23 protein-coding genes and 2 tRNA genes are annotated in these 25,784 nt (G+C 53.6%); 11 read left to right on the forward strand and 14 right to left on the reverse strand.

The window, feature by feature from the left end:
* Window positions 1-7 precede the first annotated feature (7 nt).
* From oppB to C1Y41_RS05985, 3 genes are all read right to left on the reverse strand, one after another.
* Window positions 8-928, reverse strand: a complete 921-nt coding sequence (oppB, locus tag C1Y41_RS05975) for an oligopeptide ABC transporter permease OppB (protein ID WP_039384644.1) — start codon at window positions 926-928, stop codon at window positions 8-10.
* Window positions 929-1,009: 81 nt separating this feature from the next.
* A complete protein-coding gene (gene oppA, locus C1Y41_RS05980) occupies window positions 1,010-2,650 on the reverse strand; it encodes an oligopeptide ABC transporter substrate-binding protein OppA (RefSeq protein ID WP_039384646.1) in 1,641 nt (546 codons plus the stop codon).
* A 772-nt stretch (window positions 2,651-3,422) separates the two neighbouring features.
* A complete protein-coding gene (locus C1Y41_RS05985; protein WP_039384649.1) occupies window positions 3,423-4,070 on the reverse strand; it encodes a YchE family NAAT transporter in 648 nt (215 codons plus the stop codon).
* Window positions 4,071-4,456: 386 nt separating this feature from the next.
* Between C1Y41_RS05985 and adhE the strand changes: the two genes are divergently transcribed.
* Entirely contained in the window at window positions 4,457-7,135 is a 2,679-nt protein-coding gene (gene adhE / locus C1Y41_RS05990; RefSeq protein ID WP_039384652.1) for a bifunctional acetaldehyde-CoA/alcohol dehydrogenase, read from the forward strand.
* Window positions 7,136-7,186: 51 nt separating this feature from the next.
* Here adhE and tdk read toward each other — a convergent pair whose 3' ends face one another.
* Window positions 7,187-7,807: a thymidine kinase gene (gene tdk, locus C1Y41_RS05995; RefSeq protein ID WP_039384655.1), complete on the reverse strand. Its 621-nt coding sequence runs from the start codon at window positions 7,805-7,807 to the stop codon at window positions 7,187-7,189.
* A 373-nt stretch (window positions 7,808-8,180) separates the two neighbouring features.
* On the opposite strand from tdk, the gene hns reads away from it, so the two are divergent.
* Window positions 8,181-8,588, forward strand: coding sequence for a histone-like nucleoid-structuring protein H-NS (gene hns / locus C1Y41_RS06000; RefSeq protein ID WP_039384658.1), 408 nt, complete (start codon window positions 8,181-8,183; stop codon window positions 8,586-8,588).
* A 95-nt stretch (window positions 8,589-8,683) separates the two neighbouring features.
* Here the strand turns inward: hns and C1Y41_RS06005 are convergent, their stop codons facing one another.
* From C1Y41_RS06005 to rssA, 5 genes are all read right to left on the reverse strand, one after another.
* The gene (locus C1Y41_RS06005) at window positions 8,684-9,691 is read right to left on the reverse strand and encodes an NAD-dependent epimerase (RefSeq protein ID WP_039384660.1); all 1,008 of its coding nucleotides are present in this window, start codon (window positions 9,689-9,691) and stop codon (window positions 8,684-8,686) included.
* 14 nt (window positions 9,692-9,705) lie between these two features.
* Complete coding sequence (locus C1Y41_RS06010) at window positions 9,706-11,046, reverse strand: UDP-glucose/GDP-mannose dehydrogenase family protein (protein ID WP_039384663.1); 1,341 nt, start codon at window positions 11,044-11,046, stop codon at window positions 9,706-9,708.
* A gap of 23 nt (window positions 11,047-11,069) precedes the next feature.
* The gene (galU, locus tag C1Y41_RS06015; RefSeq protein WP_039384664.1) at window positions 11,070-11,978 is read right to left on the reverse strand and encodes a UTP--glucose-1-phosphate uridylyltransferase GalU; all 909 of its coding nucleotides are present in this window, start codon (window positions 11,976-11,978) and stop codon (window positions 11,070-11,072) included.
* Window positions 11,979-12,171: 193 nt separating this feature from the next.
* Window positions 12,172-13,188, reverse strand: coding sequence for a two-component system response regulator RssB (gene rssB, locus C1Y41_RS06020; protein ID WP_071668865.1), 1,017 nt, complete (start codon window positions 13,186-13,188; stop codon window positions 12,172-12,174).
* A gap of 101 nt (window positions 13,189-13,289) precedes the next feature.
* Window positions 13,290-14,189 carry a patatin-like phospholipase RssA gene (gene rssA / locus C1Y41_RS06025; RefSeq protein WP_104085073.1) on the reverse strand — a complete coding sequence of 300 codons (900 nt, stop codon included), beginning with the start codon at window positions 14,187-14,189 and terminating at the stop codon, window positions 13,290-13,292.
* A gap of 96 nt (window positions 14,190-14,285) precedes the next feature.
* On the opposite strand from rssA, the gene C1Y41_RS06030 reads away from it, so the two are divergent.
* The 5 genes from C1Y41_RS06030 (at window position 14,286) to xthA (ending at window position 16,968) form a co-directional block, all read left to right on the forward strand.
* Window positions 14,286-14,741 carry a YchJ family protein gene (locus C1Y41_RS06030; RefSeq protein ID WP_039384671.1) on the forward strand — a complete coding sequence of 152 codons (456 nt, stop codon included), beginning with the start codon at window positions 14,286-14,288 and terminating at the stop codon, window positions 14,739-14,741.
* Between the two features lie 56 nt (window positions 14,742-14,797).
* On the forward strand, window positions 14,798-15,646 hold the full coding sequence (purU, locus tag C1Y41_RS06035; RefSeq protein ID WP_039384674.1) for a formyltetrahydrofolate deformylase: 849 nt from the start codon (window positions 14,798-14,800) through the stop codon (window positions 15,644-15,646).
* Window positions 15,647-15,803: 157 nt separating this feature from the next.
* Window positions 15,804-15,888 (forward strand) — tRNA-Tyr (locus C1Y41_RS06040).
* 43 nt (window positions 15,889-15,931) lie between these two features.
* A tRNA-Tyr gene (locus tag C1Y41_RS06045) sits at window positions 15,932-16,016 on the forward strand.
* A gap of 145 nt (window positions 16,017-16,161) precedes the next feature.
* Complete coding sequence (gene xthA / locus C1Y41_RS06050) at window positions 16,162-16,968, forward strand: exodeoxyribonuclease III (protein WP_104085074.1); 807 nt, start codon at window positions 16,162-16,164, stop codon at window positions 16,966-16,968.
* Between the two features lie 33 nt (window positions 16,969-17,001).
* On the opposite strand, the gene C1Y41_RS06055 is transcribed toward xthA, so the two are convergent.
* The 3 genes from C1Y41_RS06055 to C1Y41_RS06065 form a co-directional block, all read right to left on the reverse strand.
* Complete coding sequence (locus C1Y41_RS06055; RefSeq protein ID WP_094111095.1) at window positions 17,002-17,301, reverse strand: YnjH family protein; 300 nt, start codon at window positions 17,299-17,301, stop codon at window positions 17,002-17,004.
* A complete protein-coding gene (locus C1Y41_RS06060; protein ID WP_039384680.1) occupies window positions 17,298-19,217 on the reverse strand; it encodes a DNA topoisomerase III in 1,920 nt (639 codons plus the stop codon). The genes C1Y41_RS06055 and C1Y41_RS06060 overlap by 4 nt, the downstream gene beginning before the upstream one ends.
* Before the next feature lie 146 nt (window positions 19,218-19,363).
* A complete protein-coding gene (locus C1Y41_RS06065) occupies window positions 19,364-19,915 on the reverse strand; it encodes an NAD(P)H nitroreductase (protein ID WP_039384682.1) in 552 nt (183 codons plus the stop codon).
* 171 nt (window positions 19,916-20,086) lie between these two features.
* Between C1Y41_RS06065 and sppA the strand changes: the two genes are divergently transcribed.
* The 3 genes from sppA to pncA all read left to right on the forward strand — a co-directional run bounded on the left by sppA (window position 20,087) and on the right by pncA (window position 23,665).
* Window positions 20,087-21,943 carry a signal peptide peptidase SppA gene (gene sppA, locus C1Y41_RS06070; RefSeq protein WP_104085075.1) on the forward strand — a complete coding sequence of 619 codons (1,857 nt, stop codon included), beginning with the start codon at window positions 20,087-20,089 and terminating at the stop codon, window positions 21,941-21,943.
* A gap of 84 nt (window positions 21,944-22,027) precedes the next feature.
* Window positions 22,028-23,041: an asparaginase gene (gene ansA, locus C1Y41_RS06075; protein ID WP_104085076.1), complete on the forward strand. Its 1,014-nt coding sequence runs from the start codon at window positions 22,028-22,030 to the stop codon at window positions 23,039-23,041.
* 15 nt (window positions 23,042-23,056) lie between these two features.
* On the forward strand, window positions 23,057-23,665 hold the full coding sequence (gene pncA, locus C1Y41_RS06080; protein ID WP_039384690.1) for a bifunctional nicotinamidase/pyrazinamidase: 609 nt from the start codon (window positions 23,057-23,059) through the stop codon (window positions 23,663-23,665).
* Between the two features lie 30 nt (window positions 23,666-23,695).
* On the opposite strand, the gene C1Y41_RS06085 is transcribed toward pncA, so the two are convergent.
* Together C1Y41_RS06085 and msrB are read right to left on the reverse strand one after the other, a co-directional pair.
* Window positions 23,696-23,977 carry a YeaC family protein gene (locus C1Y41_RS06085; RefSeq protein WP_039384691.1) on the reverse strand — a complete coding sequence of 94 codons (282 nt, stop codon included), beginning with the start codon at window positions 23,975-23,977 and terminating at the stop codon, window positions 23,696-23,698.
* A gap of 1 nt (window position 23,978) precedes the next feature.
* On the reverse strand, window positions 23,979-24,389 hold the full coding sequence (gene msrB / locus C1Y41_RS06090; protein WP_039384692.1) for a peptide-methionine (R)-S-oxide reductase MsrB: 411 nt from the start codon (window positions 24,387-24,389) through the stop codon (window positions 23,979-23,981).
* A 338-nt stretch (window positions 24,390-24,727) separates the two neighbouring features.
* Here msrB and gapA point away from each other — a divergent pair, with 338 nt between their 5' ends.
* The gene (gene gapA / locus C1Y41_RS06095; RefSeq protein WP_039384694.1) at window positions 24,728-25,726 is read left to right on the forward strand and encodes a glyceraldehyde-3-phosphate dehydrogenase; all 999 of its coding nucleotides are present in this window, start codon (window positions 24,728-24,730) and stop codon (window positions 25,724-25,726) included.
* Window positions 25,727-25,784: the final 58 nt, after the last annotated feature.

A 25,784-nucleotide genomic window follows, 5' to 3' on the forward strand; every position in this document is an offset into this window, starting at 1 on the left:
TCCACCCTTAATAGCGAATCTTGGGATCAATAACGGCGTAAAGCACATCAACGATCGCATTAAACAGAATAGTCAGCACGCCGACCAGAATCGTCAGGCTCATTACCAGCGAGTAGTCACGGTTTAGCGCACCGTTAACAAACAGCTGGCCGATACCGGGCAGGCCATAGATCGACTCAATCACCATCGAACCGGTAATGATGCCGACAAAGGCAGGCCCCAGATAGGAGAGCACCGGCAAAAGCGCAGGCTTGAGCGCATGGCGCAGCACGATACGGCGCAGCGGCAACCCTTTTGCCCGAGCCGTACGAATGAAGTTTGAGTGCATGACCTCAATCATGGAACCGCGCGTAATACGGGCGATGCTGGCGATATAAGCCAGCGAGAGCGCCACCATCGGCAGCAGCATGTAGTTCCACTGCCCGCCGTTCCAGCCGCCGCCCGGCAGCCAGCGCAGCGTAATGGCAAAAATTAATACCAGCAGCGGCGCCACAACAAAGCTCGGGATAACAATGCCGGTCATCGCCACCCCCATGACGGCGTAGTCCCACAGGCTGTTCTGCTTCAGCGCCGCGATAACGCCAGCGGTTACGCCCAGGATCACCGCCAGGAAAAAGGCCGCCAGTCCCAGCTTCGCGGAGACCGGGAAGGCGTGCCCTACCAGATAGTTAACCGAATAGTCCTTATATTTGAACGAAGGACCAAAATCGCCGTGCGCCAGCTGCCCCAGATAACTCAGGTACTGTTTGCCAATCGGATCGTTGAGATGGTATTTGGCTTCAATATTGGCCATCACCTCAGGGGAGAGCGTGCGCTCGCCGGTAAACGGGCTGCCCGGCGCTAAACGCATCATAAAAAACGAGATGGTGATCAGAATAAAGAGCGTCGGAATCGCTTCCAGAAGCCGACGCAGAATAAATTTTAACATTGCCGTACCTGCCAGGCTGTTGCTTCACAAAATCAAAAAAGCGGTGCCGCAGCACCGCCACTGTCGATAGCCTGTGTGCTATTAGTGCTTAATGATGTACAGGTTCTTATCCAGCGTTTTATCCAGCGGATCGTTACCGGTATAGCCGCCGACATAAGGCTTAACCAGACGGGCGTTAACGTAGTAATAGACCGGCACGATGGCACTGTCTTTATCCAGAATCTGCTCTGCCTGCTGGTAGTCAGCCACGCGCGCTTTTTCATCGGCAGCTTTCACAGCATCGTGGATCACTTTGTCAAAATCAGCGCTCTTGTAGTGCGCTGTATTACTGCTGCTGTCGGACAGCATGGTGTTCAGGAAGGAGGTCGGTTCGTTATAGTCCGCGCACCAGGCCGCACGTGAAACGTCGTAGTTGCCCTGATGACGGGTATCCAGGAACGTTTTCCACTCCTGATTCTCCAGCTTGATATTAACGCCGAGGTTCTTTTTCCAGATAGAGGACGCCGCGATTGCCAGCTTTTTGTGCAGATCTGAGGTGTTATACAGCAGGTTAAACGTCAGTGGCTTATCTGCGGTATAGCCTGCTTCAGCCAGCAGTTTTTTCGCTTCTGCGTTACGCTTGTTCTGATCCCATTTAAACCAGTCCGGCGGCAGCAGTTCCATGCCATCGGTTGCCGGCGGTGTATAGCTGTAGGCGGGCAGCTGACCCTGCGCCAGTACCTTATTCACCATGATGTCGCGATCCAGACCCAGCTTCAGCGCGGTGCGCACGCGGGCATCAGTGAAAGGCGCTTTCTGGTTATTGATCTCGTAGTAGTAGGTGCAGAGATACGGTTTTACCATCAGCTCTTTGCCATTATCGCGCTGCAGCTTTTTGAACAGCTCAATCGGCATATTGTTATAGGTGATGTCGCTGCCATTTTCAGAGAAGTAGCGGTTCACATCGCTCACTTCTGAGTTGATGGGCAGGAAGGTGACTTTGTTCAGTACCGTATGTTCGTTATCCCAGTATTGCGGGTTGCGTACCAGCGTGACGCGCTCGTTGATAACGTGCGCTTCCAGTTTAAACGCGCCGTTTCCTACCCAGTTCTGCGGCTGCGTCCACTGATCGCCCGATTTTTCGATTGCAGGCTTATAGACCGGTGACATCACGGCATTGATCAGCAGCTTATAAAAGTAAGGTACCGGCTGGCTTAGCGTAACTTCCAGCGTATGATCGTCCAGCGCTTTTACGCCCAGTTCAGAGGTCGGCTTTTTACCGGCAATAATTTCATCAACGTTAGCGATATGGCCATACTGCGGATAGCTGGCATAAGGTGACGCCGTTTTCGGGTCAACCAGACGCTGCCAGCTGTAGACGAAATCCTGTGCGGTAACCGGCTCGCCATTAGACCATTTGGCATTTTTACGCAGATGGAAAGTCCAGACTTTAAAATCTTTGTTTTCCCAGCTCTCTGCAACGCCCGGAACCGGTTTGCCGCTGGCATCGCTGACGATAAGCCCTTCATAGAGATCGCGGGCAATATTATCTTCCGGTACGCCCTCAATTTTATGCGGATCGAGCGACTGAACTTCGTCACCGTTACCGCGCACCAGCTCCTGTTTGGCGGCCAGCTCAACGCCAGCCGGTACCGTTGCAGCCAGCGCAGCGTTCCCTGTCAGAGAGGCAATTGCGGCCAGAACGCCGGCCGCAATCAGACTTTTTTTCGTGATGTTGTTCATTGTTATGCTCCAGTTTTATTATTGTCGTCGGTGCGCTATCGCGCCTGACGTATCCCGTTTACCGGGCGATCTTCGTCTCGTTCGAGCAAAGATCCCTGTCCCCTTCCGGGTGACTTCAGCAAGCCGCCAGCGGGTAATGATATTTGCTGACGACTCACTCACTGTTCTTTTGATAAAGAAAGCGTTCAGCTGCCGGTTTCTGATACGCGTTGCCGGTATAACTACGCCCGCGTGCTAATAAGCAAAAATCGTACACATCTGCTGAGAGAGCGATAAAAATCCTGGAAGTGCCAGAAATTATCAGAAGCTATCCCGTTGCGCCAAAGCCAATGCAGAAAAATGTTAGCTATTTCTCTTTTATCATGTCCGGGATAACGTTGAAAGCGTTAATTATTTCCGCTAAATATCAGTTAATACATTGATAAATATGATTATTTAAGCAATTCTGGCGATTATGCGCGCACTTATTTTATGCAAAACTCATTCTGCGCAAATCTATTGAGTTTTTACTTCAAAGCGGAATATTCAGCGACTACTTTACAAGAGAGGCACAGCTAATCACTTTCAGCGCGGATTTAGCAGCAGGTAAATCTGTGACAATAATCACATTAATAAACGGATATTAAGCAGGGATGACTGACTGAGTAGTAAAAGTGATAAAAGCGAGCCTGAAAGTAGCCCGATAACTAATTTCACCAAAAAGGTGCATCTGCACGTCGCGATGCACCCTTTTGGTTCATGAAGATGTTTTTCAGCAAAAAACAGGTCAGGTCTAATTCAGTAATCCTGGAAAGATTGCTTTTATGCCGGTGACGACAAATTCAATCCCTAACGCCATTAATAACAACCCCATAATACGGGTAATGACGTTAATTCCGGTCTGACCCAATATCCGTACCATTAACGGCGCCGCTCTGAACAGTAACCAGCAGCAAAAGGCGAAAACCGCAATCGCCAGCGTAAAACCCAGCAAATTAAGCCAGCTGTGATAGCGCGAACTCCAGACGATAGTGGAACTGATAGCCCCCGGCCCTGCCATGAGCGGCAGCGCCAGCGGGACAACACCGATGCTTTCACGAATAGCCGTTTCTGATTTTTCCTGCTTGTTTTGCTTATCCTCACCCAGCTTGCCGCTAATCATCGACATCGCAATGGTCACAACCAGTATGCCGCCTGCGATTCGGAAAGAGTCGATTGAGATACCAAACAGATGCAGGATCCCATCGCCAAGAAACAGCGAGGTCCAGAGAATAATCGCGACCGCAAGGTTGGCTGTAAGATTGGTTTTGTTGCGTTCAGCCACCGCCTGATAGCGGGTCATGCTGATAAAAACCGGAATGATGCCTACCGGATTCACCAGCGCAAACAGGCCGACAAAAAATTTAATATAGCCGGAAAGATCGAGTAGCACGGGGGTCACAACAGGCTCCTGAAAAAGTCAAAAAAACGCGCTTAATGTAGTGCATATGTCTGCTGAAAAACAGCGTATATGGCAGAAATATCTGCTATATGTCCGCCACAGAGATGGCATAAAAATCTGGCTGTTTTCATATATGCCTGCAGAACAGCAGCGTCTAAAAAACGGCGCCTTTAGTCGTAAACGATCTGGCTGACCGCTCACCGCTGCAGCCTCTCTTGATCTGCATCATGATTACGTCTCTCCACCAGCGCTACGCTGGGTGCAGTAAATCATTCACGTCAGACCTTTTTACTAAACAGACGGGCCTGCCCTGTCAAACCTTAGCTGATTTCTTTCTCTGCGCTGGCCTGTTTATTAAAAAAGTTTAACTTCCTCAGGAGAGTATTATGGCCGTAACCAATGTTGCCGAACTCAATGCACTGGTTGAACGTGTAAAACGCGCGCAGCGCGAGTTTGCCAGTTTTAGCCAGGAGCAGGTTGATGCAATTTTTCGCGCCGCGGCGCTGGCGGCAGCTGACGCCCGCATTCCGCTGGCTAAGATGGCGGTAGCGGAATCGGGCATGGGTATTGTTGAAGATAAAGTGATCAAAAATCATTTCGCTTCAGAATATATCTACAACGCGTACAAAGATGAAAAAACCTGTGGCGTGCTGGCAAGCGATGATACCTTTGGCACCATTACCATTGCCGAACCCATTGGCCTCATCTGCGGTATCGTCCCTACCACCAACCCTACCTCCACGGCTATTTTCAAGGCGCTTATCAGCCTGAAAACCCGCAACGGCATTATTTTTTCTCCTCATCCGCGCGCAAAAAATGCCACCAATAAAGCAGCCGATATCGTGCTGCAGGCGGCTATTGCTGCGGGCGCTCCCAAAGATATCATCGGCTGGATCGATGCGCCTTCGGTCGAGCTTTCCAGTCAGCTCATGCATCATCCGGATATCAACCTGATTCTGGCGACCGGCGGCCCGGGCATGGTTAAAGCGGCCTATAGCTCAGGTAAACCGGCGATTGGCGTTGGCGCGGGCAATACGCCGGTGGTGATTGATGAAACGGCTGACATCAAACGCGCGGTCGCTTCCATTTTAATGTCTAAAACGTTCGATAACGGCGTGATCTGTGCCTCTGAGCAATCGGTCATTATCGTTGATGCCGTCTATGACGCGGTCCGCGAACGGTTTGCCAGCCACGGCGGCTATCTGCTGCAGGGCCATGAGCTGAGCGCGGTTCAGAATATCCTGCTGAAAAACGGCGCACTGAACGCGGCAATTGTGGGCCAGCCCGCCTGCAATATTGCTGCGCTTGCCGGCATTAGTGTCCCGCCGGGCACCAAAATTTTAATTGGCGAGGTGTCAGCCGTTGATGAATCGGAGCCTTTTGCACATGAAAAGCTCTCGCCGACGCTGGCGATGTATCGGGCAAAAGATTATGCGGACGCGGTAGCAAAAGCAGAGAAGCTGGTCGCGATGGGCGGCATTGGTCACACATCCTGTCTCTACACCGATCAGGATAACGAGGCCGGGCGGATCCACTATTTTGGCGACAAAATGAAAACGGCCCGCATCCTGATCAACACCCCGGCTTCACAGGGCGGCATTGGCGATCTTTACAACTTCAAACTTGCCCCTTCCCTGACGCTGGGCTGCGGCTCCTGGGGGGGCAACTCTATCTCTGAAAACGTAGGCCCTAAACACTTGATCAATAAGAAAACCGTGGCTAAGCGAGCAGAAAATATGTTGTGGCATAAGTTACCGAAGTCTATCTACTTCCGCCGCGGCTCTCTTCCGATTGCGCTGGAAGAGGTTGCTGCTGAGGGAGCGAAACGCGCGTTTATCGTTACCGATCGCTTTCTGTTTAATAACGGCTATGCCGAGCGCGTTACGCGGGTGCTGAAATCACAGGGTATCGAAACCGAGATATTTTTTGAAGTGGAAGCCGATCCGACCCTGAGCATTGTGCGTAAGGGTGCAGAGCAGATGCACAGTTTCCGGCCCGACGTGATTATCGCCCTGGGCGGTGGTTCACCGATGGACGCAGCGAAAATCATGTGGGTCATGTATGAGCATCCGGAAACGCATTTTGAAGAGCTGGCGCTGCGCTTTATGGATATCCGTAAACGTATCTACAAATTCCCGAAAATGGGCGTGAAAGCGCGCATGGTCGCGATCGCCACCACGTCAGGCACCGGCTCAGAAGTCACCCCGTTTGCCGTTGTCACCGATGACGCCACCGGGCAAAAATATCCGCTGGCGGACTACGCCTTAACGCCGGATATGGCGATTGTCGATGCCGACCTGGTGATGGATATGCCGCGCTCGCTCTGCGCTTTTGGCGGCCTCGATGCGGTGACGCATGCGCTGGAGGCTTACGTCTCGGTGCTTGCCAGTGAGTACTCAGATGGACAGGCACTACAGGCGCTGAAGCTGCTTAAAGAGAACCTGCCTGCCAGCTATCGCGATGGTGCGAAAAATCCGGTTGCGCGTGAACGCGTACACAACGCGGCGACTATCGCCGGCATTGCCTTTGCCAACGCTTTCCTCGGGGTGTGCCACTCTATGGCCCATAAACTTGGCTCAGAGTTTCATATCCCGCACGGGCTGGCAAACGCGCTGCTTATCGGTAACGTCATCCGCTATAACGCCAATGATAACCCGACGAAACAGACGGCGTTCAGCCAGTATGACCGGCCGCAGGCACGGCGCCGCTATGGGGAAATTGCTGACCATCTCGGCCTGACTCAGCCCGGGGATCGCACGGCGCAGAAAATCGAAAAACTGCTGGCGTGGCTGGATGAAATAAAAACGCAGCTCGGTATTCCCGCTTCTATTCGGGAAGCAGGCGTGCAGGAGGCGGATTTCCTGGCGAAAGTAGATAAGCTGGCTGAAGACGCTTTTGACGATCAGTGCACCGGCGCCAATCCGCGCTATCCATTAATCGCTGAGCTAAAACAGATTATGCTGGATACGTTCTACGGACGTGATTATTCAGAAACGGACATACCCTCTGCAGAAATCTGCGAGCTGCAGTCCGCTGCCCGTGAAAAAAAAGTAAAGAAAGCGTAGTCCGCTGAAAATAAAAAACCCGCCGCGGCGGGTTTTTTTATGGCTGGCTGATTAAACCGGTGGCGGATTAGCGCCATATATCGCCTCACGCGTACCCAGATTAATCGCCTGCTTGTAATGTTTCCGGCATACGGATATATAGCGCTCATTACCGCCAATTACGACCTGCTCACCTTCGCTGAACGGTCTGCCCTCCCCGTCAAGGCGCAGCACCATGCTCGCCTTACGGCCGCAGTGGCAAATTGTTTTAAGCTCGACCAGTTTATCGGCCCAGGCAAGAAGATACTGGCTGCCGGTGAACAGCTCACCGCGGAAGTCAGTACGCAGACCGTAGCAGAGAACCGGAATATCAAGATTGTCCGCCACGTCAGAGAGCGCATAAACCTGCTCACGCGTCAGAAACTGACTTTCGTCAACCAGCACGCAGTGTACGGGCTGGCGCGCATGTTCTTCCGCAATGGCTTCGGCCAGTTCTGTTTTATCATTATACAAACAGGCAGGCGAAGAGAGCCCGATTCGTGAGCTGACCACGCCGGCACCAAATCTATCGTCTATCTCTGCGGTATAGACCAGGGTGCGCATGCCGCGCTCCTGATAGTTATAGGAAGATTGCAGCAGCGCGGTGGATTTACCCGCATTCATCGCCGAGTAATAGAAATAGAGTTGAGCCACTTACCAGTCTCTCCGGGGATACTAAATTCAGAAGGCGGCAGTTTAACACAAATGTATTGCCGCAGAGCACCTCACAAACGACAGGTTTACCGTAGCAGAAAGCCACGCTGCTGGACGCTGAAAATCAATGCCGGCACGCTGCGGTTAAATCACTAATAGCGGTTAATTTAATCTCAGCCAAATGGAATAGCCGTCACGCAACGAGACATATCGCGGATAATTTATGCAGCACAGCGATTGATAATTAACTCTGCTGACATAACTAAAAAAATAAATAAATCTCCTCACTCAGGTTTCACTATTGCAGTTATATATTCCCGCCACTATTATGGAACAGCTTAACCACTCCTTTTTATATTCTGAGATAAGAACAATGAGCGAAGCACTTAAAATCCTTAATAATATCCGTACATTGCGTGCTCAGGCTCGCGAATGCTCTCTGGAAACCCTGGAAGAGATGCTTGAAAAACTTGACGTAGTGGTTAATGAGCGTCGTGAAGAAGAGAGTCATGCTCAGGCTGAAAATGCTGAACGCAGCCGCAAACTGGAGCAGTATCGCGAAATGCTGCTGGCTGACGGCATCGATCCTAATGAACTGCTGAACGCATTATCAGAAAACAAAACGGTGACCAAAGCGCGTCGCGCTGCCCGTCCCGCCAAGTACAGCTATGTAGATGAAAACGGTGAAAGCCGCACCTGGACCGGTCAGGGCCGCACGCCTGCCGTAATTAAAAAAGCGATTGAAGAAGATGGTAAACAGCTGGACGATTTCCTGCTGTAATCCGCGCGCTTCGTTTTAACTGTCTGCACTTTTACTGCAATATTCGTTTCGCCAGGTAAAAAAAAGGAAGCCCGCGGCTTCCTTTTTTTATGCGCTTATTTCTGATAAAAGTCGCGATACCAGTCGACAAACTGCTGTACGCCCTGCTCAACGCTGGTCTGCGGCCGGAAATTGATGGCGTCATAGAGAGGCTGCGTATCTGCGCTGGTGCCCAGTACATCGCCGGGCTGCATCGGCAGCATGTTCTTCACTGCCTCAATGCCCAAAGCTTTCTCCAGCGACTCTATATAGGTCATCAGGCGCGTTGGCTGACTGTTGCCAATGTTATATACCCGATAAGGCGCAGAGCTGCTGGCGGGGGAGCCGTGCTCCACGCTCCATGCGCTGTCAGGTTGTGGTACCACCGCCTGCAGGCGAACAATCGCCTCAGCGATATCATCGATATAGGTAAAGTCGCGCGTCATCTCACCGCGGTTATAAACGTCGATCGCCTCGCCTGCCAGCATTGCACGGGTAAATTTAAACAGCGCCATATCGGGCCGACCCCATGGGCCATACACGGTAAAGAAACGCAGTCCGGTTGTCGGCAGCTGATAAAGGTGCGAATAAGTATGCGACATCAGTTCGTTGGCTTTTTTCGTCGCCGCATAGAGGGAAACCGGGTGATCAACGCTGTCATCGGTGGAGAACGGCATTTTGCGGTTCAGCCCATAAACTGAGCTTGAAGATGCATAAAGAAGGTGGCCAATCTTATGGTGACGGCAGCCTTCCAGAATATTCAGATGGCCGGTGAGGTTAGCATCTGCATAAGCGTGCGGGTTATCGATTGAGTAACGCACACCCGCCTGCGCGGCGAGATGGATAACGCGCTCAAACGCGTGCTGTTCAAACAGAGAGGAAATGGCCTGGCGATCGGCCAGGTCCATTTTAATAAAAGTAAATGCGGGATGCGGTGAAATCTGATCGAGGCGAGCCTGTTTCAGGCTGACATCATAATAGTCATTCAGGTTGTCGATACCAACAACCTGGTGACCGGCAGCGAGCAAACGCTGGCTTACGTGAAAACCGATAAATCCTGCTGCGCCGGTAACCAGAAAATTCATACATCCCTCATTTATTACGCAATTTGAATAGACGCTCCGCGGCCGATTGCATAATAAACGAAACCGCGTTTGCTGATACGCTCTGGATCATACAGGTTACGACCATCAAAAATCACGGGTTGTTTTAACGCATTTTTAATTACGTCAAAATCAGGCGCCCGGAAATTCTGCCATTCGGTACAGATAACCAGACCATCAGCGCCCTGCAGTGCCGCTTCTTTAGTCCCTGTGAGTTTCAGATCGTCACGGTGACCATAGATGCGCTGCGCTTCTTCCATCGCTTCCGGATCGTAAGCCTGAACCGTAGCACCCGCTTCCCATAACGCTTCCATCAGCACACGGCTGGAGGCTTCACGCATATCGTCGGTGTTGGGTTTAAACGCCAGGCCCCACAGCGCAAACGTCTTGCCGCGCAGATCGTCACCAAAATGGCGCTTGATAAAGGCAGGCAGTTTGTTTTTCTGCGCGTCATTGACCTCTTCCACCGCCTGCAGCAGGCGCGGTTTATAGCCAATAGACTCTGCTGTACGGATCAGCGCCTGCACATCTTTCGGGAAGCAGGAACCGCCGTAGCCGCAGCCCGGATAGATGAAGTGATAGCCGATACGGGGATCAGAACCGATACCTTGACGGACTTTCTCCACATCAGCGCCCAGCAGCTCAGCGAGATTAGAGATCTCGTTCATAAAGCTGATTTTGGTCGCCAGCATGCAGTTTGCCGCATATTTTGTCAGCTCTGCACTGCGGATATCCATCAGGATCATGCGATCGTGGTTACGGTTGAACGGCTCATAGAGCTCGCGCAGCAGTTCCACCACATCATCATTGTCAGTACCGACAACGATACGCTCTGGTCGCATGCAGTCGTTAACGGCCGCACCCTCTTTGAGGAATTCCGGGTTGGAAACCACATCGAAAGAAACGCTGGCGCCACGCTGTTTCAGCGTCTCCTGCATCACATTGCGTACGCGGTCGGCTGTGCCGACTGGCACCGTTGATTTATCGATAACGACTTTGTGATCGTTCATATGTTCTGCAATCGTGCGCGCAACCGCGGTCACATATTTCAGATCGGCAGAACCATCTTCGTCAGGCGGTGTGCCAACAGCAATAAACTGCATCACCCCGTGATTAACGCCCTCTTTGGCGTCAGTACTGAATTTCAGGCGGCCCGATTCATAATTGGACATCACCAACGGCGTCAGACCCGGTTCAAAAATCGGGATAACACCCTTTTTCAGGTTTTCGACTTTGTTCGCGTCGACATCAATGCAGAGAACGTCATGTCCGACTTCGGCCAACACCGCAGCCTGAACCAGACCGACATAGCCGATACCAAATACAGTGACTTTCATTAAATTATCCTGTGCTTAATGAATTACTTTTTATTGCCTACCGCGTTGTCCAGCCACTGTGCAAAATCTTTGCCCAGCACCGGGTGACGTACGCCGTACTCAACAAAAGCCTGCATGTAACCCAGCTTGTTACCACAGTCGTGGCTGACGCCAGTCAGGTGATAAGCTTCTACAGTCTCTTTTTCCATCAGCATAGCGATAGAGTCGGTCAGCTGAACTTCGCCGCCTGCACCCGGAGGGGTTTTAGCCAGCAGAGGCCAGATATCAGCAGAAAGAACATAACGACCTACTACCGCGAGGTTTGAAGGCGCTTCATTCGCTTTTGGCTTCTCAACAACGCCCACCATCGGTGCACTCTGGCCCGCGCTCAGCTCGGCGCCTTTGCAGTCAACCACACCGTATGCGGTTACGTCTGCTACTGGCTCAACCATGATCTGGCTGTGACCGGTTTCTTCAAAACGCGCCAGCATCTCTGCCAGGTTGTCTTTGGTCGGGTTTGACTCATATTCGTCGATGATAACGTCTGGCAGAATGACTGCTACCGGCTCATCGCCTACCAGCGGATGTGCACACATGACCGCATGGCCCAGACCTTTAGCGATACCCTGACGCACCTGCATAATGGTGACGTGTGGCGGACAGATAGACTGGATTTCATCCAGCAGCTGACGCTTAACACGCTTCTCCAGCATGGCTTCCAGTTCGAAGCTGGTATCAAAGTGGTTTTCGATTGAGTTTTTAGAAGAGTGCGTAACCAGCACAATTTCGTTAATGCCCGCAGCAATACACTCATTTACGACATACTGGATCAACGGCTTATCGACCAGCGGTAACATCTCTTTTGGAATAGCTTTAGTCGCTGGCAGCATACGCGTACCTAAACCTGCAACCGGGATTACCGCTTTTTTTACTTTTGACTTATAGGCAGACATCAAATACCTCTCTTAATAGGCCGCTCAAGTTAATACTTGATATGTCGGTTTAAAAAACGAAATGAGTATATCAGTTAGTATCAGGCGGAATTATCCTGGATAAAGTTAATCCATGGAATTTAAGACTTTTACCCAAGTGTAAAGGATAGGTCTGGCGCTGTCGCTTAACTGATTTAACCCGCTGTTTAACTGCTTATTCTTCACCCGATAACATCAGACGTAGCCTGCCGCCGGCACCCCAGACGTGGCACTGCCAGGCACCGGTATGCTGAGAAATCTGATTAAGATGGGTCCCCCCCATCGTACCCAGCGGTACACCGCTGTTTAACTGCAGCTGCTGCGTTTCCAGGTGCAGCGTGGCATTAAGCCCTGCTGAAACCAGAATTAATTTACGCAGTTCGCGATGATAATATCCCACCAGAAGCGGGAACTGCCCGGTAAGGTTTGCCTGGCGCAGCAGCATATTCACCTGACGCAGCAGACCGTTGAGTTCCGGCAGCCGATGATGCTGTCCGGACAGCTGCTCCTGCAGTAAACCGTTGAATAGCGCCCGCAGCAGCAGCGCGGCCAGCACGCCGTTGTCGCCCGCCCGGGTAACATCGAGACAGTAAAAGGCGAGATCTTTATCGGAGAGCGCAGCGATATCCAGAACCAGCCCTGGCTGTTCCGCCATGGTGAGCTGTCGGTAGTTGATGCGGCAGTGCGCAATGGTTTGCTGCACCGGCGGCTGCAGCTGCTTCAGCAGTTTTGCCGCGGCGATCGGATCGCGGGCCAGCGCATCCCAGTCCTGAAACAGCTGCTCATCCTCCTCCACTTTCGAGGTGAACATCGAGGGATAAAGACACTCAAAAACAGCCTCGCGGAAGCGTTCGATATTTTTCAGGGGTTTCAGTAATACATCCTGCACGCCAAGCCGCAGCACATGCGCGATATCAGCCATATTCTGGGTAGCAGATATGACCAGTACAGGCACCGTATTCCCCTGACTGCGCAGATGCTCAACAAACGCAATACCGCCCATCCGGGGCATTTCCAGATCGCAAATCACCAGATCGGCGCTGTGCGACGACAGAATGTCGAGGCCTTCCAGCCCATCGCCGGCCTGCAGGGCTGTTGCCCCCAGACTGGTCAGTACATTTTCCAGCAATGAACGGAAAACGACCTCATCTTCGACAATGAGTATCTTTTTGCCGAGTAGTGGTTTTTCCATTCTCTCCCCCTGCGTACCAGATATTGCAATAGTGGTTCATAAAATGCAGTTGCGCCTTTAATTATTGTCATCAGCGACAACCCCCCTGAATGAACAACTGACTATCTGCTACGGACCAGTGGTAATAGTTCATCCATTTTTTTCTCTACGGCCACCTTACCGGCAGCCATCGCCTCTTCAGCACGATGAAAATCCAGCGTTGAAATCTGCGGACAAAACGGCTGAATCAGCACATCCGGCGGATCGCCCGCCATACGGTTACGTTTCAGGCGGTTTTCCAGCACCTGAATTGAGGTCGACATGATCTCCATTGCGCCAGGTGACTGCGCCGCGCGCTGGCGGGAAAATCCCATCAGACGCTGACGTAATTTTTTACCCCACGAGAGCGCCTCTGCCGCGTCATCGCCGTTTTCCGGCGTTACCGACAGCAGATCCTGCTGCATCAGATGCGCATCATGCTGAAGATCGACCGCAATAACAATGTCGGCGCCAAGTGCGCGCGTCAGGGAGATGGGCACCGGGTTTACCACCGCGCCATCCACCAGCCAGTATCCATTGTAGCCAACAGGTGGTAATAAGCCTGGCATACTACAGGAAGCGCGCACGGCCTGATGCAGATCGCCTTCAGTCAGCCAGAGCTCACGGCCGGTACTCAGGTTGGTGGCAACCACGCCAAACGGTTTCAGGCCGCCGTCAATCTGGTCATGCGGGATCAGCTGGCGAATATGACTGAAAACGCGATCGCCGCGTAACAGTCCCCCGCGCTGCCAGGAGAGATCCATCAGGCGTATAACATCCCAGTAGCGAAACGCGCTGACCCACTTCTCCATCTTTGCCAGGTGACCATTGGTGTAGGCGGCACCAACCAGCGCGCCGACTGAGCAGCCCGCTACCACATCAATTTCAATACCGGCACGCTCCAGCGCATTGATGACGCCGATATGCGCCCAGCCCTTCGCGGCGCCCGATCCCAGAGCCAGTCCAATCTTGACCTTTCTCATCTTACCTCGTGATGCTGCTGGTACGTAGCATCATGCCACGCAGTCGGCTACCATAGCGCACGCCTATGATAACGTTAACCACTCTCAGGAGATGATGTGTCCGAAAAGTGCCCCTGCTGCAGCGGGAAGCAGTATAGCGTATGTTGTCAGCCCTTTTTAAACGGCGAGGCCATCCCGCTAAGTGCTGAACAGCTGATGCGATCTCGCTATACGGCCTACGCCACGGGTAATGCAGTTTATCTGACAGAAACCTGGCACGCCAGCCAGCGCAGCGTCGATCTGACGGCGCGTTTATCTGAAAGTTTTGCCGGTACAACGTGGCTCGGACTAAATGTAACCTGTTGTAATCATGGCATCCATGAGAACGAAGCCTTTGTGACCTTTTTTGCGCGCTACCGCGAAAAAGAGCGCGAGTCAGCGATCGCTGAACGTTCACGCTTTCTTCGGGAGGAGGGTCGCTGGTACTATGTGGATGGAACAGCGCCAGCAATCGGGCGTAACGATCGCTGCCCCTGCGGCTCTGGCAAAAAATACAAAAAATGTTGTGGCTGATATCCGCTTCGCCGCAATGGTAATACCCTTATCGCTTTGACAGGACCTTGACTGAGATGCAAGCGCAAACACTGCAACGAAAAGTTTTACGGACCATTTGCCCTGATGCTAAAGGTCTGATCGCCAAGATCACCAACATTTGCTACAAGCATGAACTCAACATTGTGCAAAACAATGAGTTTGTCGATCACCGCACCGGCCGCTTTTTTATGCGCACCGAGCTGGAAGGCATTTTTAACGACAATACGCTGCTGGCCGATCTGGATAGCGCTCTGCCGACCGGTTCTGTGCGTGAGCTGCACACTGCCGGTCGCCGCCGCGTCGTTATTCTGGTCACAAAAGAGGCGCACTGCCTGGGTGACCTGCTGATGAAAAGCGCGTTTGGCGGTCTGGATATGGAGATCGCTGCGGTGATCGGCAATCACGATACGCTGCGCTCGCTGGTAGAACGTTTTGATATTCCTTTTGTGCTGGTCAGCCATGAAGGCAAAACGCGCGAAGAGCATGACAACCGCATGGCGGAAGAGATCGATCGCTATCAGCCTGATTACGTGGTGCTGGCAAAATATATGCGCGTGCTGACGCCTGCTTTTGTGCAGCGCTACCCTAACCAGATCATCAATATTCACCACTCGTTCCTGCCAGCTTTTATCGGCGCGCGTCCTTATCATCAGGCGTATGAACGCGGCGTTAAAATCATTGGCGCAACGGCGCATTACGTCAATGACAACCTGGACGAAGGTCCAATCATTATGCAGGATGTCATTAACGTGGATCACAGCTATACCGCTGAAGAGATGATGCGCGCCGGACGCGATGTGGAAAAAAACGTGCTGAGTCGCGCGCTCTATAAAGTGCTCGGCCAGCGCGTGTTTGTTTATGGCAACCGCACGATTATTCTTTAAGCGCGGCGTTTTGGCGCCAGGGCGCTGAATTGTCTAACTCTTCAGCGCTACGCGTAAAAAACGGGCAAACAGGTTTTATTTTTACATCCGGTGCTTTACAGGCGGAACGCATTTGATATGATGCGCCCCGCCTTCAGGCACAAAGATTCAGGCAAGTGGCGGGATTCCCGAGCGGCCAAAGGGAGCAGACTGTAAATCTGCCGTCATCGACTTCGAAGGTTCGAATCCTTCTCCCGCCACCATCTGAATCACTCTGCAGTGCCTGAATCTGAGCTTTATATCCCAGGCGGGATTCCCGAGCGGCCAAAGGGAGCAGACTGTAAATCTGCCGTCATCGACTTCGAAGGTTCGAATCCTTCTCCCGCCACCATCTCCTGTTCCGTTCGCTACATCCTGAAAAAACTCAGTTTGCTCTTCCCCTCTGATACTGTGCTGCCTGCTCCGCTTCGGGCATGACTTTTTGCCAAAAAGCCGTTACCATCGCGCCGCATACAGGTTATTAAAATGGCAGCGATATGAAATTTGTTTCATTCAACATCAACGGGTTGCGCGCCCGCCCTCATCAGCTGGCCGCGCTGGTGGAACAGCATCAGCCTGAGGTTATCGGCCTGCAGGAAACCAAGGTTCACGATGAGATGTTCCCACTGGAAGAGGTCAGCCAGCTCGGCTACCACGTCTTCTATCATGGGCAAAAAGGTCACTACGGCGTCGCGCTACTTACCAAAAACGCACCGGTACGGGTCATGCGCGGTTTTCCGGGCGATGACGCTGACGCCCAGCGACGCCTGATTATGGCGGAGATACCGAGCCCGGCAGGTAACATCATCGTTATCAACGGCTATTTCCCGCAGGGTGAAAGCCGCGACCACCCGCTTAAATTCCCGGCTAAAGAGAAATTCTACCGCGATCTGCAGAGCTATCTGATGGAGCACGCTGCCGCTGACAAGCCGGTGCTGATCATGGGCGACATGAATATCAGCGCCACTGACCTGGATATCGGGATTGGTGAGGAGAGCCGCAAGCGCTGGCTGCGTACCGGAAAATGCTCGTTTCTGCCGGAAGAGCGTGAGTGGATGGATCGGCTGCTGCAGTGGGGTCTTACCGATACCTGGCGCGCCAGAAACCCGACGACAAACGATCGCTTTTCCTGGTTCGACTACCGCTCGCGCGGATTTGATGACAACCGCGGACTGCGCATCGATCTGCTGCTGGCCAGTCAGCCGCTGGCCGCGCGCTGCGTCGATGCCGGTATCGATTACGCCATTCGCGGCATGGAAAAACCTTCTGACCATGCTCCCGTCTGGGCGACGTTCGATCTGTAAACGTCAGGCGTGGCGCCGGCGCGCCACGCTTAACTATTTAATGATTTTCCACAGCAGCGGATTAGTCCCCAGCACCTTTTCATCCCGCGAGCACTGCAGCAGTACCCCTTCGGCCTTAACCACTGCGCCTTCTGAATAGCTGCGGTTTTCATAAATGCAGCACTGAAGGCAGCTGTTTTGCTGACGATTCTGGCCCTGCGTCCAGACTTCCGCCGGCATATCCACCACCACATCCGTATTACCCGTCCGCCCCGGCTCCGGCATCCGGTTTGCCAGCGCCGTAGTGCTGCAGACCAGCAGTGCCAGCGCCACTCCTGTTGTATACCCGCTCATTGCGTCTCCTTTGGCTTTCGCCGCTGTTTTTTGGCTTTCGCGCGCGCTGGCGAAGCGGCGGCCAGCCCTTTGAACGCCTGCAAAGAAGGCCGCTGCCGCGCCTCGCCAATCAGCGTGGTCAGCGTTGACACCAGCGGCTGCATAAACTCATCATAGCGGCAGCTTTTTTCGCTGATGCGCGTCAGGGTTGACTCCCACTGCGCCGTCATATCCGGCCGCGCCGCCATTTCCGGCAGCGCATGGATCAGGGCTCTGCCCGCCTCCGTTGAGTGGATATAGCGCCCTTTTTTAACCAGGAAGGTGCGGCGAAACAGCAGTTCAATAATGCCGGCCCGCGTCGCCTCCGTTCCTAAACCATCGGTCGCACGCAGCACTTTCTTTAATTCTTTATCCTGCACAAAGCGCGCAATGCCGGTCATGGCGGATAACAGCGTGGCATCAGTAAACGGCCGCGGCGGCTGGGTCTGCTTCTCCAGCAGTTCACCGCGCTCGCACAGCAGGGTATCGCCTTTAGCGACGACCGGCAGCGGCGTGCCGTCATTCTCTTCGTCACGCTCTTTATTCCCGAGCAGCGCGCGCCACCCCGCTTCCGCCAGAAACCGCGCTTTTGCAACAAACCGGCCACCACCGATCTCCAGATCGATAACGCATTTGCGGAACTGCGCATCCGGGCAGAACTGCATCAGATATTGCCGGGCAATCAGCGCATAGATCCGGGCCTCATTGTCGCTGAGTGCGACTTTGCCGGTACGCGCGGTGGGAATGATAGCGTGATGCGCATCGACCTTTTTATCGTCCCAGCAGCGGTTTTTCTGTTCCGTATTGAAGTCAGCAGGTGGCGTGAGATCGGGCTGATGCACAGCGATCGCTTTCAGCACGGCATGACGACCGGCGTAGTGCTCATCAGGGAGATAGCGGCTATCCGAACGCGGATAAGTAATAAGTTTATGCGTCTCATAGAGGCGCTGACAGCAGTCCAGCACGCTCTGCGCGCTCAGCCCGTAACGCTTTGCGGCTTCAATCTGCAGGCTGGAGAGCGAAAACGGCAGCGGTGCGGTTTCCGATTCACGCCTGTCGTTATAGCCGGTCACCTGCGCGGGCTGTCCCTGAATACGCGCCAGCACATGCTCTGCCAGCGGCCGGTGCAGGACGCGCCCCTCTTCATCCTGCCAGGGTTCGCAGGCGTCGCTTGGCACCCAGCTGGCAACGAAGCGCTCCTCTTTTGGCGTGACGACATGCGCTTTTACTTCAAAATAGTCTTTGGGCACAAAGTGCTCGATCTCTTCATCACGTCGCACGACCAGTCCGAGCACCGGCGTCTGCACGCGCCCCACCGACAGAACGCCATCATAGCCGGCGTTACGCCCCAGCAGGGTCCAGGCGCGCGTCATATTGATGCCATACAGCCAGTCAGCGCGTGAACGCGCCAGCGCTGAGACGCAAAGCGGGATGAATTCGCGGTTTTCGCGCAGCCGGCTCACCGCACGCTCAACGGCCGCCGGATTAAGATCGTTGATCAGGCAGCGCTGCACCCGCTGGCGCTTACCAGCCGGCAGCTGCAGATAGTCCAGCACCTCATCCACCAGCAGCTGACCTTCGCGATCCGGATCGCCGGCGTGCACAATTTCGCTGGCCTGCTGCAGTAAGCCTTCTATGGCTTTCAGCTGTTTCGCTACCGAGGGGCGCGGCTGCAGACGCCACTTTTCAGGAATAATAGGCAGATCGGCCAGGTTCCAGCGGGCATAGCGGCTGTCGTAGCTATCAGGCTGCGCCTGCTCCAGCAAATGCCCGACGCACCAGGTCACCACCTGATCGTTGCCGCAGGCGATATAGCCCTCTCCGCGGCGATGCGGCTTTGGCAAAACATCTGCGATGGCGCGCGCCAGGCTCGGTTTTTCAGCAATAAATAGACGCATGGAAGGCGCAAATCCTTTCTTTTAGCTTTAACGAAAACAGTGAAGCGATGGTAGCCTGGCGGTCTGCTGGAGGTAAGCTTTCTCTGCACGGATGCGGCGCTTTTGCGCACGACGCCTGCAATGCTGCCAGATTGCAGGCGAGAGAATCAAAACCAGGAGACAAACTCTGTGGTATCCGGTGCGACAACCGTGGTGCTGGCTTTAAGCTGCGGCGTGCCGAGATAGAGAAAGCCCACAATGGCATCTTTTTCTTTGCAGTTGAACGCCGCCCGCACGTGAGGATGGTCGGTCCAGGGGCCACTGCGCCAGATGCCGTTATACCCCTGAGCCAGCGCGGCCATCTGCATCGCCATAACGGCACAGCCCGCAGAGACAACCTGCTCCCACTGCGGCACTTTTTCAGAGGGCTTGTAGTCTGCAATTACCGTTATCACCATGGGCGCACGAAACGGCGCCGCCGCCGCTTTCGCGATGGCTTTTTCATCCAGCGCGCTCTCGCGGGCGGCCTGCTCCAGCACGCGGCTTAGCCGGTCCCGTCCCTCATTCTCCGCAATAACGAAACGCCACGGGCGCAGCGTACCGTGGTCGGGTGCCCGCATACCGGCATGCAGAATATTTTGCAGCACCTCACCTGCCGGAGCGGGTTCAGTCAGTCGCGAAGCTGAGCGGCGATTGGTTAATAACTCCAGTGCATCCATAAGGGTTCTCCTGTGCCTTTTGATGATGTGCTAATCCTGGCACAGCGCGATCTTTTGTAACAGTCTGGTGCGAATTCCTGCTGACTTTTCAGCCGCTGCTCTTTAGGATGATGCCGATATCGGGGTCCGCACGCCTGCTGCCGGCCCTGGCTACGTGAATATGGAGAGTTTATGCGCACATTGTGGCGAATGATTACCGGTCTGTTCCGCTGGAGCTGGCGGGTTCTGAATTTTATCCGGGAATTTATCCTTAACCTGTTTCTCATTGTCCTGATCCTGGCCGGTGTCGGCATCTGGCTGCAGCTGTCGAGCGCCGGCAACAGTGAACCGGTCCAGCAGGGAGCATTAAAAGTCGATCTTAGCGGTATGCTGGTGGATAAACCTTCAGTGAGTAACCGTCTGAGCCGCATCAGCCGTCAGCTGCTGGGCGCGAACAGCGATCGCCTGCAGGAAAACTCTTTGTTTGATGTGGTTGATGCGATTCGTCAGGCTAAAACTGACAGCAATATCACCGGTATCGTGCTGGATCTGCGCGATTTTGCCGGTGGCGATCAGCCCTCTCTGCAGTATGTCGGTAAAGCGCTGCGGGAGTTTCGCGACAGCGGTAAACCGGTTTATGCGCTGGGTGACAGCTACAGTCAGGCGCAGTATTACCTGGCCAGCTTCGCGAATAAAATCTGGCTCTCCCCTCAGGGTACGGTTGACCTGCACGGCTTTGCGACCAACGGCCTCTATTACAAAACGCTGCTGGAAAAGCTGAAGGTCTCTTCCCACGTTTTCCGCGTAGGCACCTATAAGTCAGCCGTTGAACCGTTCCTGCGCGACAATATGTCACCGGATGCACGCGATGCGGACAGCCGCTGGATCACTCAGCTATGGCAAAATTATCTCAATACGGTGTCGGCCAACCGTCAGATTACGCCAGAGCAGCTCTTTCCCGGTGCGGCAGGCGTGATCAGCGGACTGGAGGCGGTACAGGGTGACACCGCTAAATATGCGCTGAATAACAAACTGGTGGATACGCTGAGCTCACGCGCGGCGGCTGACCAGGCGCTGGCGAAAACCTTTGGCTGGGACAAAGTGAATAATGACTACCGCTATGTCAGCATCTATGACTACCGTCTGAAACAGCCAGCGCAGCAAAAAGGCAACATCGCGGTGATCCTCGCCAGCGGTGCGATCATGGATGGAGAAGAGAGCGCAGGCAATGTCGGCGGTGATACGACGGCCGCACAGATCCGTGAAGCACGCCTCGATCCCGCCATTAAAGCTATCGTGCTGCGGGTAAACAGCCCGGGCGGCAGCGTCACCGCATCGGAAGCGATTCGTGAAGAGCTGGCCGCCGCGCATGAAGCCGGTAAGCCGGTGGTGGTCTCCATGGGAGGCATGGCCGCATCGGGAGGTTACTGGATTTCAACGCCGGCAGATTACATCATCGCCGCGCCTTCTACGCTGACCGGTTCAATTGGCATTTTTGGCGTGATTAATACGGTCGAAAACAGCCTGGACGCAATCGGTGTACATACGGATGGCGTAGCCACCTCACCGCTCGCTGATGTGGCTACCACCAAAACGCTGCCTGCAGAGGTACAGCAGCTGATGCAGCTGACGATTGAGAATGGCTATCGCAATTTCATCGGTCTGGTCGCTGCGTCGCGCCATAAGACGCCTGAGCAGATTGATGCGATTGCACAGGGCCATGTCTGGACCGGCAGCGATGCCAAAGGCAATGGTCTGGTTGACGCGCTGGGTGATTTTGATGACGCCGTGGCGAAAGCTGCCTCGCTGGCCAGCGTGAAACAGCCTGCGCTGAACTGGTATCAGGATGAACCCGGTATGCTTGATCTGCTGCTTAATCAGATGAACGCCTCGGCGCAGGCGGTACTGCCCGACGCGCTGAAAATCTGGCTGCCCGCACCGGTGCAGGATGTTGTCAGCGCCATGCAGTCGCAGCCGGGCCTGCTCGGTAAGCTTAACGATCCGCAAAATCGTTACGCCTTTTGTCTGAATTGCGGCAGCGTTCGCTAATTTTACAGCCCGGCCGCTGGTCGGGCTGCTTTTCCCTGTCAATCCCCTTATACTGCGCGTTTTACGGCAAGTCTGAGTACACTCATGCAAAAGAAAAATATCTATGTAGCCTACACGGGCGGTACTATCGGGATGCAGCGCTCTGCGCAGGGCTATGTACCGGTATCAGGCCACCTTCAGCAGCAGCTGGCCAATATGCCTGAGTTTCACCGGCCGGAGATGCCGGATTTTACGATTCATGAATACGCCCCGCTTATCGACTCCTCTGATATGACGCCGCAGGACTGGCAGGCAATCGCAGATGATATCCGCCAGAATTATGACGCCTATGACGGTTTTGTTATTCTGCATGGAACCGATACCATGGCTTTCACCGCATCGGCTCTCTCCTTCATGCTGGAAAATCTGGCAAAACCGGTCATCGTCACCGGATCGCAGATCCCGCTGGCGGAACTGCGCTCTGACGGTCAGCAAAATCTGCTGAACTCCCTCTACGTGGCGGCTAACTATCCGATCAATGAAGTGGCACTGTTTTTCAATAACACCCTGTTCCGCGGCAACCGTACCACCAAAGCGCACGCCGACGGCTTTAACGCCTTCGCCTCGCCAAATCTGTCGCCGCTGCTGGAAGCGGGTATCCATATCCGCCGTCTGAACACCTCTCCCGCGCCACAGCAGGCGGGCGAGCTGGTGGTTCATCCCATTACCCCGCAGCCTATTGGCGTGGTCACCATTTATCCGGGCATCTCTGCAGACGTGGTGCGCAACTTCCTGCGCCAGCCGGTTAAGGCGCTGATTCTGCGCTCTTATGGCGTGGGCAATGCGCCGCAAAATGCGGAGTTCCTGCATGAGCTGCAGCAGGCGAGCGAACGCGGGATTATCGTGGTTAACCTGACGCAGTGCATGTCCGGCAAAGTGAATATGGGCGGCTATGCCACTGGCAATGCGCTGGAGCATGCTGGCGTGATCAGCGGTTTTGACCTCACCGTTGAGGCCACGTTAACAAAACTGCACTATTTATTGAGTCAGGACCTTAGCCCCGATGAAATTCGTGCCAGAATGCAGCAGAACTTACGTGGCGAACTGACTGAAGATTGAACGGAGCAAAATGATATGAAGCGGGCATTGGTAATTATCGATATCCAGAATGACTTTTGCCCCGGCGGTCCGATGGCCGTGCGCGAAGGTGATCAGACTGTGGCGGTAGCGAATCGCTATGCGCGTGAGTTTCGCCAGCGCGGCGAATGTGTTGTGGCCCTGCAGGACTGGCATCCGGCAAATCATGGCAGCTTTGCCTCAGTGTCCGGTGAGCCTGTCTACACGCTGGGTGAGCTTAACGGGCTGGCGCAAATCTGGTGGCCGGACCACGGTATCGAAAACAGCCCGGGCGCAGATTTTCATCCCGACCTCGATCGCTCTCTGATTGACGCCGTATTTCACAAAGGTGGAGACGTTGATGTCGACAGTTACAGCGCCTTTTTCGATAACGGACACCGGCGCAAAACTGAACTGGATAACTGGTTGCGCGAACGCGATATCACGCATCTGGTTATGCTGGGGATTGCGACTGACTACTGTGTGAAATATAGCGTGCTGGATGCGCTGGAGCTCGGGTATCACGTTCAGGTCGTTAAAGAGGGCTGCCGCGGCGTGAATCTCAATCCGGAAGACAGTGACATTGCGCTGGCGCAAATGCAGGCGCAGGGTGCGGAAATAATCTGAAAAACAGGCTGGGTATTCCAGCCTGTTTTCTTAGTGCAGATTGATGCGCGTGACATCCGGCTCGATGCCAAACTCTTCTTTCAGCTGCTTTTTAGATTTCGTCACAATATCTCCCCCTTTGGCAATGCTCATATGCTGAGGTGAGTCGTTATGACGCGCCTGCCACAGCATGACCAGCTGCAGACAGTGCTCGCGCTGCTCCTGCGTTAATGCAACACCATCAGGCCATTTACCCGTCTCAACGGCGGTTGCCAGACGTGCATAGATCTCAGGCGTCATCGCATCCAGCATCGCATTCAGTTCCTGATTCATTCTATCCCTCCTGCTGTTTGCCCTGTTCGTCAGTAAAGCTCAGCGAGGCGGAGTTAACGCAATAGCGCTCACCGGTAGGCTGCGGGCCATCCGGAAAAACATGCCCCAGATGCGCGTCACAGCTGCCGCAGCGGATCTCAACCCGGTGCATGCCGTGCGAGTCGTCTTCAAGGTAGCGTATCGCCTCATCGCTGACCGGCTGGTAGAAACTGGGCCAGCCACAGCCTGAATCATATTTGCTTTCTGACAGAAACAGCGGTGCCTGACAGACCAGACAGTGATAAATGCCATCCTGCTTGTTGTGCAACAGCGCGCCGGTAAAGGGTGGTTCGGTACCCCGATGCTGCGTGACGTAGCGCTGCATTTCCGACAGCTGGCCGATTTTTGCTTCAGATGCGGTATCTTTTGCCATTTTTGCTTCCAGAGTATCTTTCTGTAGAAATCAGCTACTATTCTAACAAACGGACAACATTGCCCGACGTTTTTTTTGTGCGAACTTTTCTGCCCTGGTCGCTGCAGCGTGGTTTTGTGATGACGATCACTCTTTGTGACAAACTTCCCTTTTCACACGCTAATCAGCGTAAGATAGACGCGCTGTAAAATCGGCGCGCAAGCGGTTGCAATACAGATTATTCCTGGCGTTGGAATTGACCTGTCGCAACAATTGACACGATTCCGCTTGACGCCTGGTAAGGTTTTTGTAATTTTACAGCCAACCTTTTATTCACTAACAAATAGCTGGTGGAATATATGACTATCAAAGTAGGTATCAACGGTTTTGGCCGTATCGGTCGCATCGTTTTCCGTGCTGCTCAGCAGCGTTCAGACATCGAAATCGTCGCGATCAACGATCTGCTCGACGCCGATTACATGGCTTACATGCTGAAGTACGATTCTACCCATGGTCGTTTTGACGGCACCGTAGAAGTACAGGATGGCGCGCTGATTGTTAACGGCAAAAAAATCCGTGTTACCGCTGAGAGAGACCCGGCTAACCTCAAGTGGGACGAAGCAGGCGTTGACGTTGTTGCTGAAGCAACCGGGATCTTCCTGACTGACGAAACCGCACGTAAGCATATCTCTGCCGGTGCAAAGAAAGTGGTTCTGACCGGTCCATCTAAAGATGACACCCCGATGTTTGTACGCGGTGCCAACTTTGATAAATATGCTGGCCAGGATATCGTGTCTAACGCATCCTGCACCACCAACTGCCTGGCACCGCTGGCAAAAGTCATCAACGATAAATTCGGTATCGTTGAAGGCCTGATGACCACCGTTCACGCCACTACTGCTACCCAGAAAACCGTTGATGGTCCGTCACATAAAGACTGGCGCGGCGGCCGCGGTGCAGCACAGAACATCATCCCATCGTCTACTGGCGCAGCAAAAGCGGTTGGTAAAGTACTGCCAGAGCTGAACGGTAAACTGACCGGTATGGCTTTCCGCGTTCCTACGCCTAATGTCTCTGTGGTTGACCTGACCGTTCGTCTGGAAAAAGCAGCGACCTACAAAGAGATCTGTGAAGCTATCAAAGCAGCTTCAGAAGGCGAAATGAAAGATGTACTGGGCTATGTTGAAGATGACGTGGTTTCTACTGACTTCAACGGCGAAGTACTGACTTCAGTATTCGATGCCAAAGCAGGTATCGCGCTGAATGATAACTTTGTGAAACTGGTTTCCTGGTACGATAACGAAACCGGTTATTCCAACAAGGTTCTCGACCTGATTGCTCTGGTTGCTGCTAAATAAGCGACCAGGCTATATCAATAAGGGTGACTTCGGTCGCCCTTTTTTTTCGACCAGATAA

It is taken from the genome of Pantoea sp. ICBG 1758, from assembly GCF_002928325.1.
Lineage (GTDB): Bacteria > Pseudomonadota > Gammaproteobacteria > Enterobacterales > Enterobacteriaceae > Pantoea > Pantoea eucrina.

Bases quoted from the DNA above. Each gene is read 5' to 3' on its own strand.
- rssB (WP_071668865.1), bottom strand. From the start codon at position 13,188: ATGGAAAAACCACTACTCGGCAAAAAGATACTCATTGTCGAAGATGAG.
- C1Y41_RS06085 (WP_039384691.1), bottom strand. From the start codon at position 23,977: ATGAATCAGGAACTGAATGCGATGCTGGATGCGATGACGCCTGAGATC.
- C1Y41_RS06060 (WP_039384680.1), bottom strand. From the start codon at position 19,217: ATGCGTCTATTTATTGCTGAAAAACCGAGCCTGGCGCGCGCCATCGCA.
- sppA (WP_104085075.1), top strand. From the start codon at position 20,087: ATGCGCACATTGTGGCGAATGATTACCGGTCTGTTCCGCTGGAGCTGG.
- xthA (WP_104085074.1), top strand. From the start codon at position 16,162: ATGAAATTTGTTTCATTCAACATCAACGGGTTGCGCGCCCGCCCTCAT.
- pncA (WP_039384690.1), top strand. From the start codon at position 23,057: ATGAAGCGGGCATTGGTAATTATCGATATCCAGAATGACTTTTGCCCC.
- adhE (WP_039384652.1), top strand. From the start codon at position 4,457: ATGGCCGTAACCAATGTTGCCGAACTCAATGCACTGGTTGAACGTGTA.
- C1Y41_RS06010 (WP_039384663.1), bottom strand. From the start codon at position 11,046: ATGAAAGTCACTGTATTTGGTATCGGCTATGTCGGTCTGGTTCAGGCT.
- rssA (WP_104085073.1), bottom strand. From the start codon at position 14,189: ATGAGAAAGGTCAAGATTGGACTGGCTCTGGGATCGGGCGCCGCGAAG.
- oppB (WP_039384644.1), bottom strand. From the start codon at position 928: ATGTTAAAATTTATTCTGCGTCGGCTTCTGGAAGCGATTCCGACGCTC.
- C1Y41_RS06065 (WP_039384682.1), bottom strand. From the start codon at position 19,915: ATGGATGCACTGGAGTTATTAACCAATCGCCGCTCAGCTTCGCGACTG.
- purU (WP_039384674.1), top strand. From the start codon at position 14,798: ATGCAAGCGCAAACACTGCAACGAAAAGTTTTACGGACCATTTGCCCT.
- msrB (WP_039384692.1), bottom strand. From the start codon at position 24,389: ATGGCAAAAGATACCGCATCTGAAGCAAAAATCGGCCAGCTGTCGGAA.
- C1Y41_RS06055 (WP_094111095.1), bottom strand. From the start codon at position 17,301: ATGAGCGGGTATACAACAGGAGTGGCGCTGGCACTGCTGGTCTGCAGC.
- gapA (WP_039384694.1), top strand. From the start codon at position 24,728: ATGACTATCAAAGTAGGTATCAACGGTTTTGGCCGTATCGGTCGCATC.
- oppA (WP_039384646.1), bottom strand. From the start codon at position 2,650: ATGAACAACATCACGAAAAAAAGTCTGATTGCGGCCGGCGTTCTGGCC.
- galU (WP_039384664.1), bottom strand. From the start codon at position 11,978: ATGTCTGCCTATAAGTCAAAAGTAAAAAAAGCGGTAATCCCGGTTGCA.
- C1Y41_RS06005 (WP_039384660.1), bottom strand. From the start codon at position 9,691: ATGAATTTTCTGGTTACCGGCGCAGCAGGATTTATCGGTTTTCACGTA.
- ansA (WP_104085076.1), top strand. From the start codon at position 22,028: ATGCAAAAGAAAAATATCTATGTAGCCTACACGGGCGGTACTATCGGG.
- hns (WP_039384658.1), top strand. From the start codon at position 8,181: ATGAGCGAAGCACTTAAAATCCTTAATAATATCCGTACATTGCGTGCT.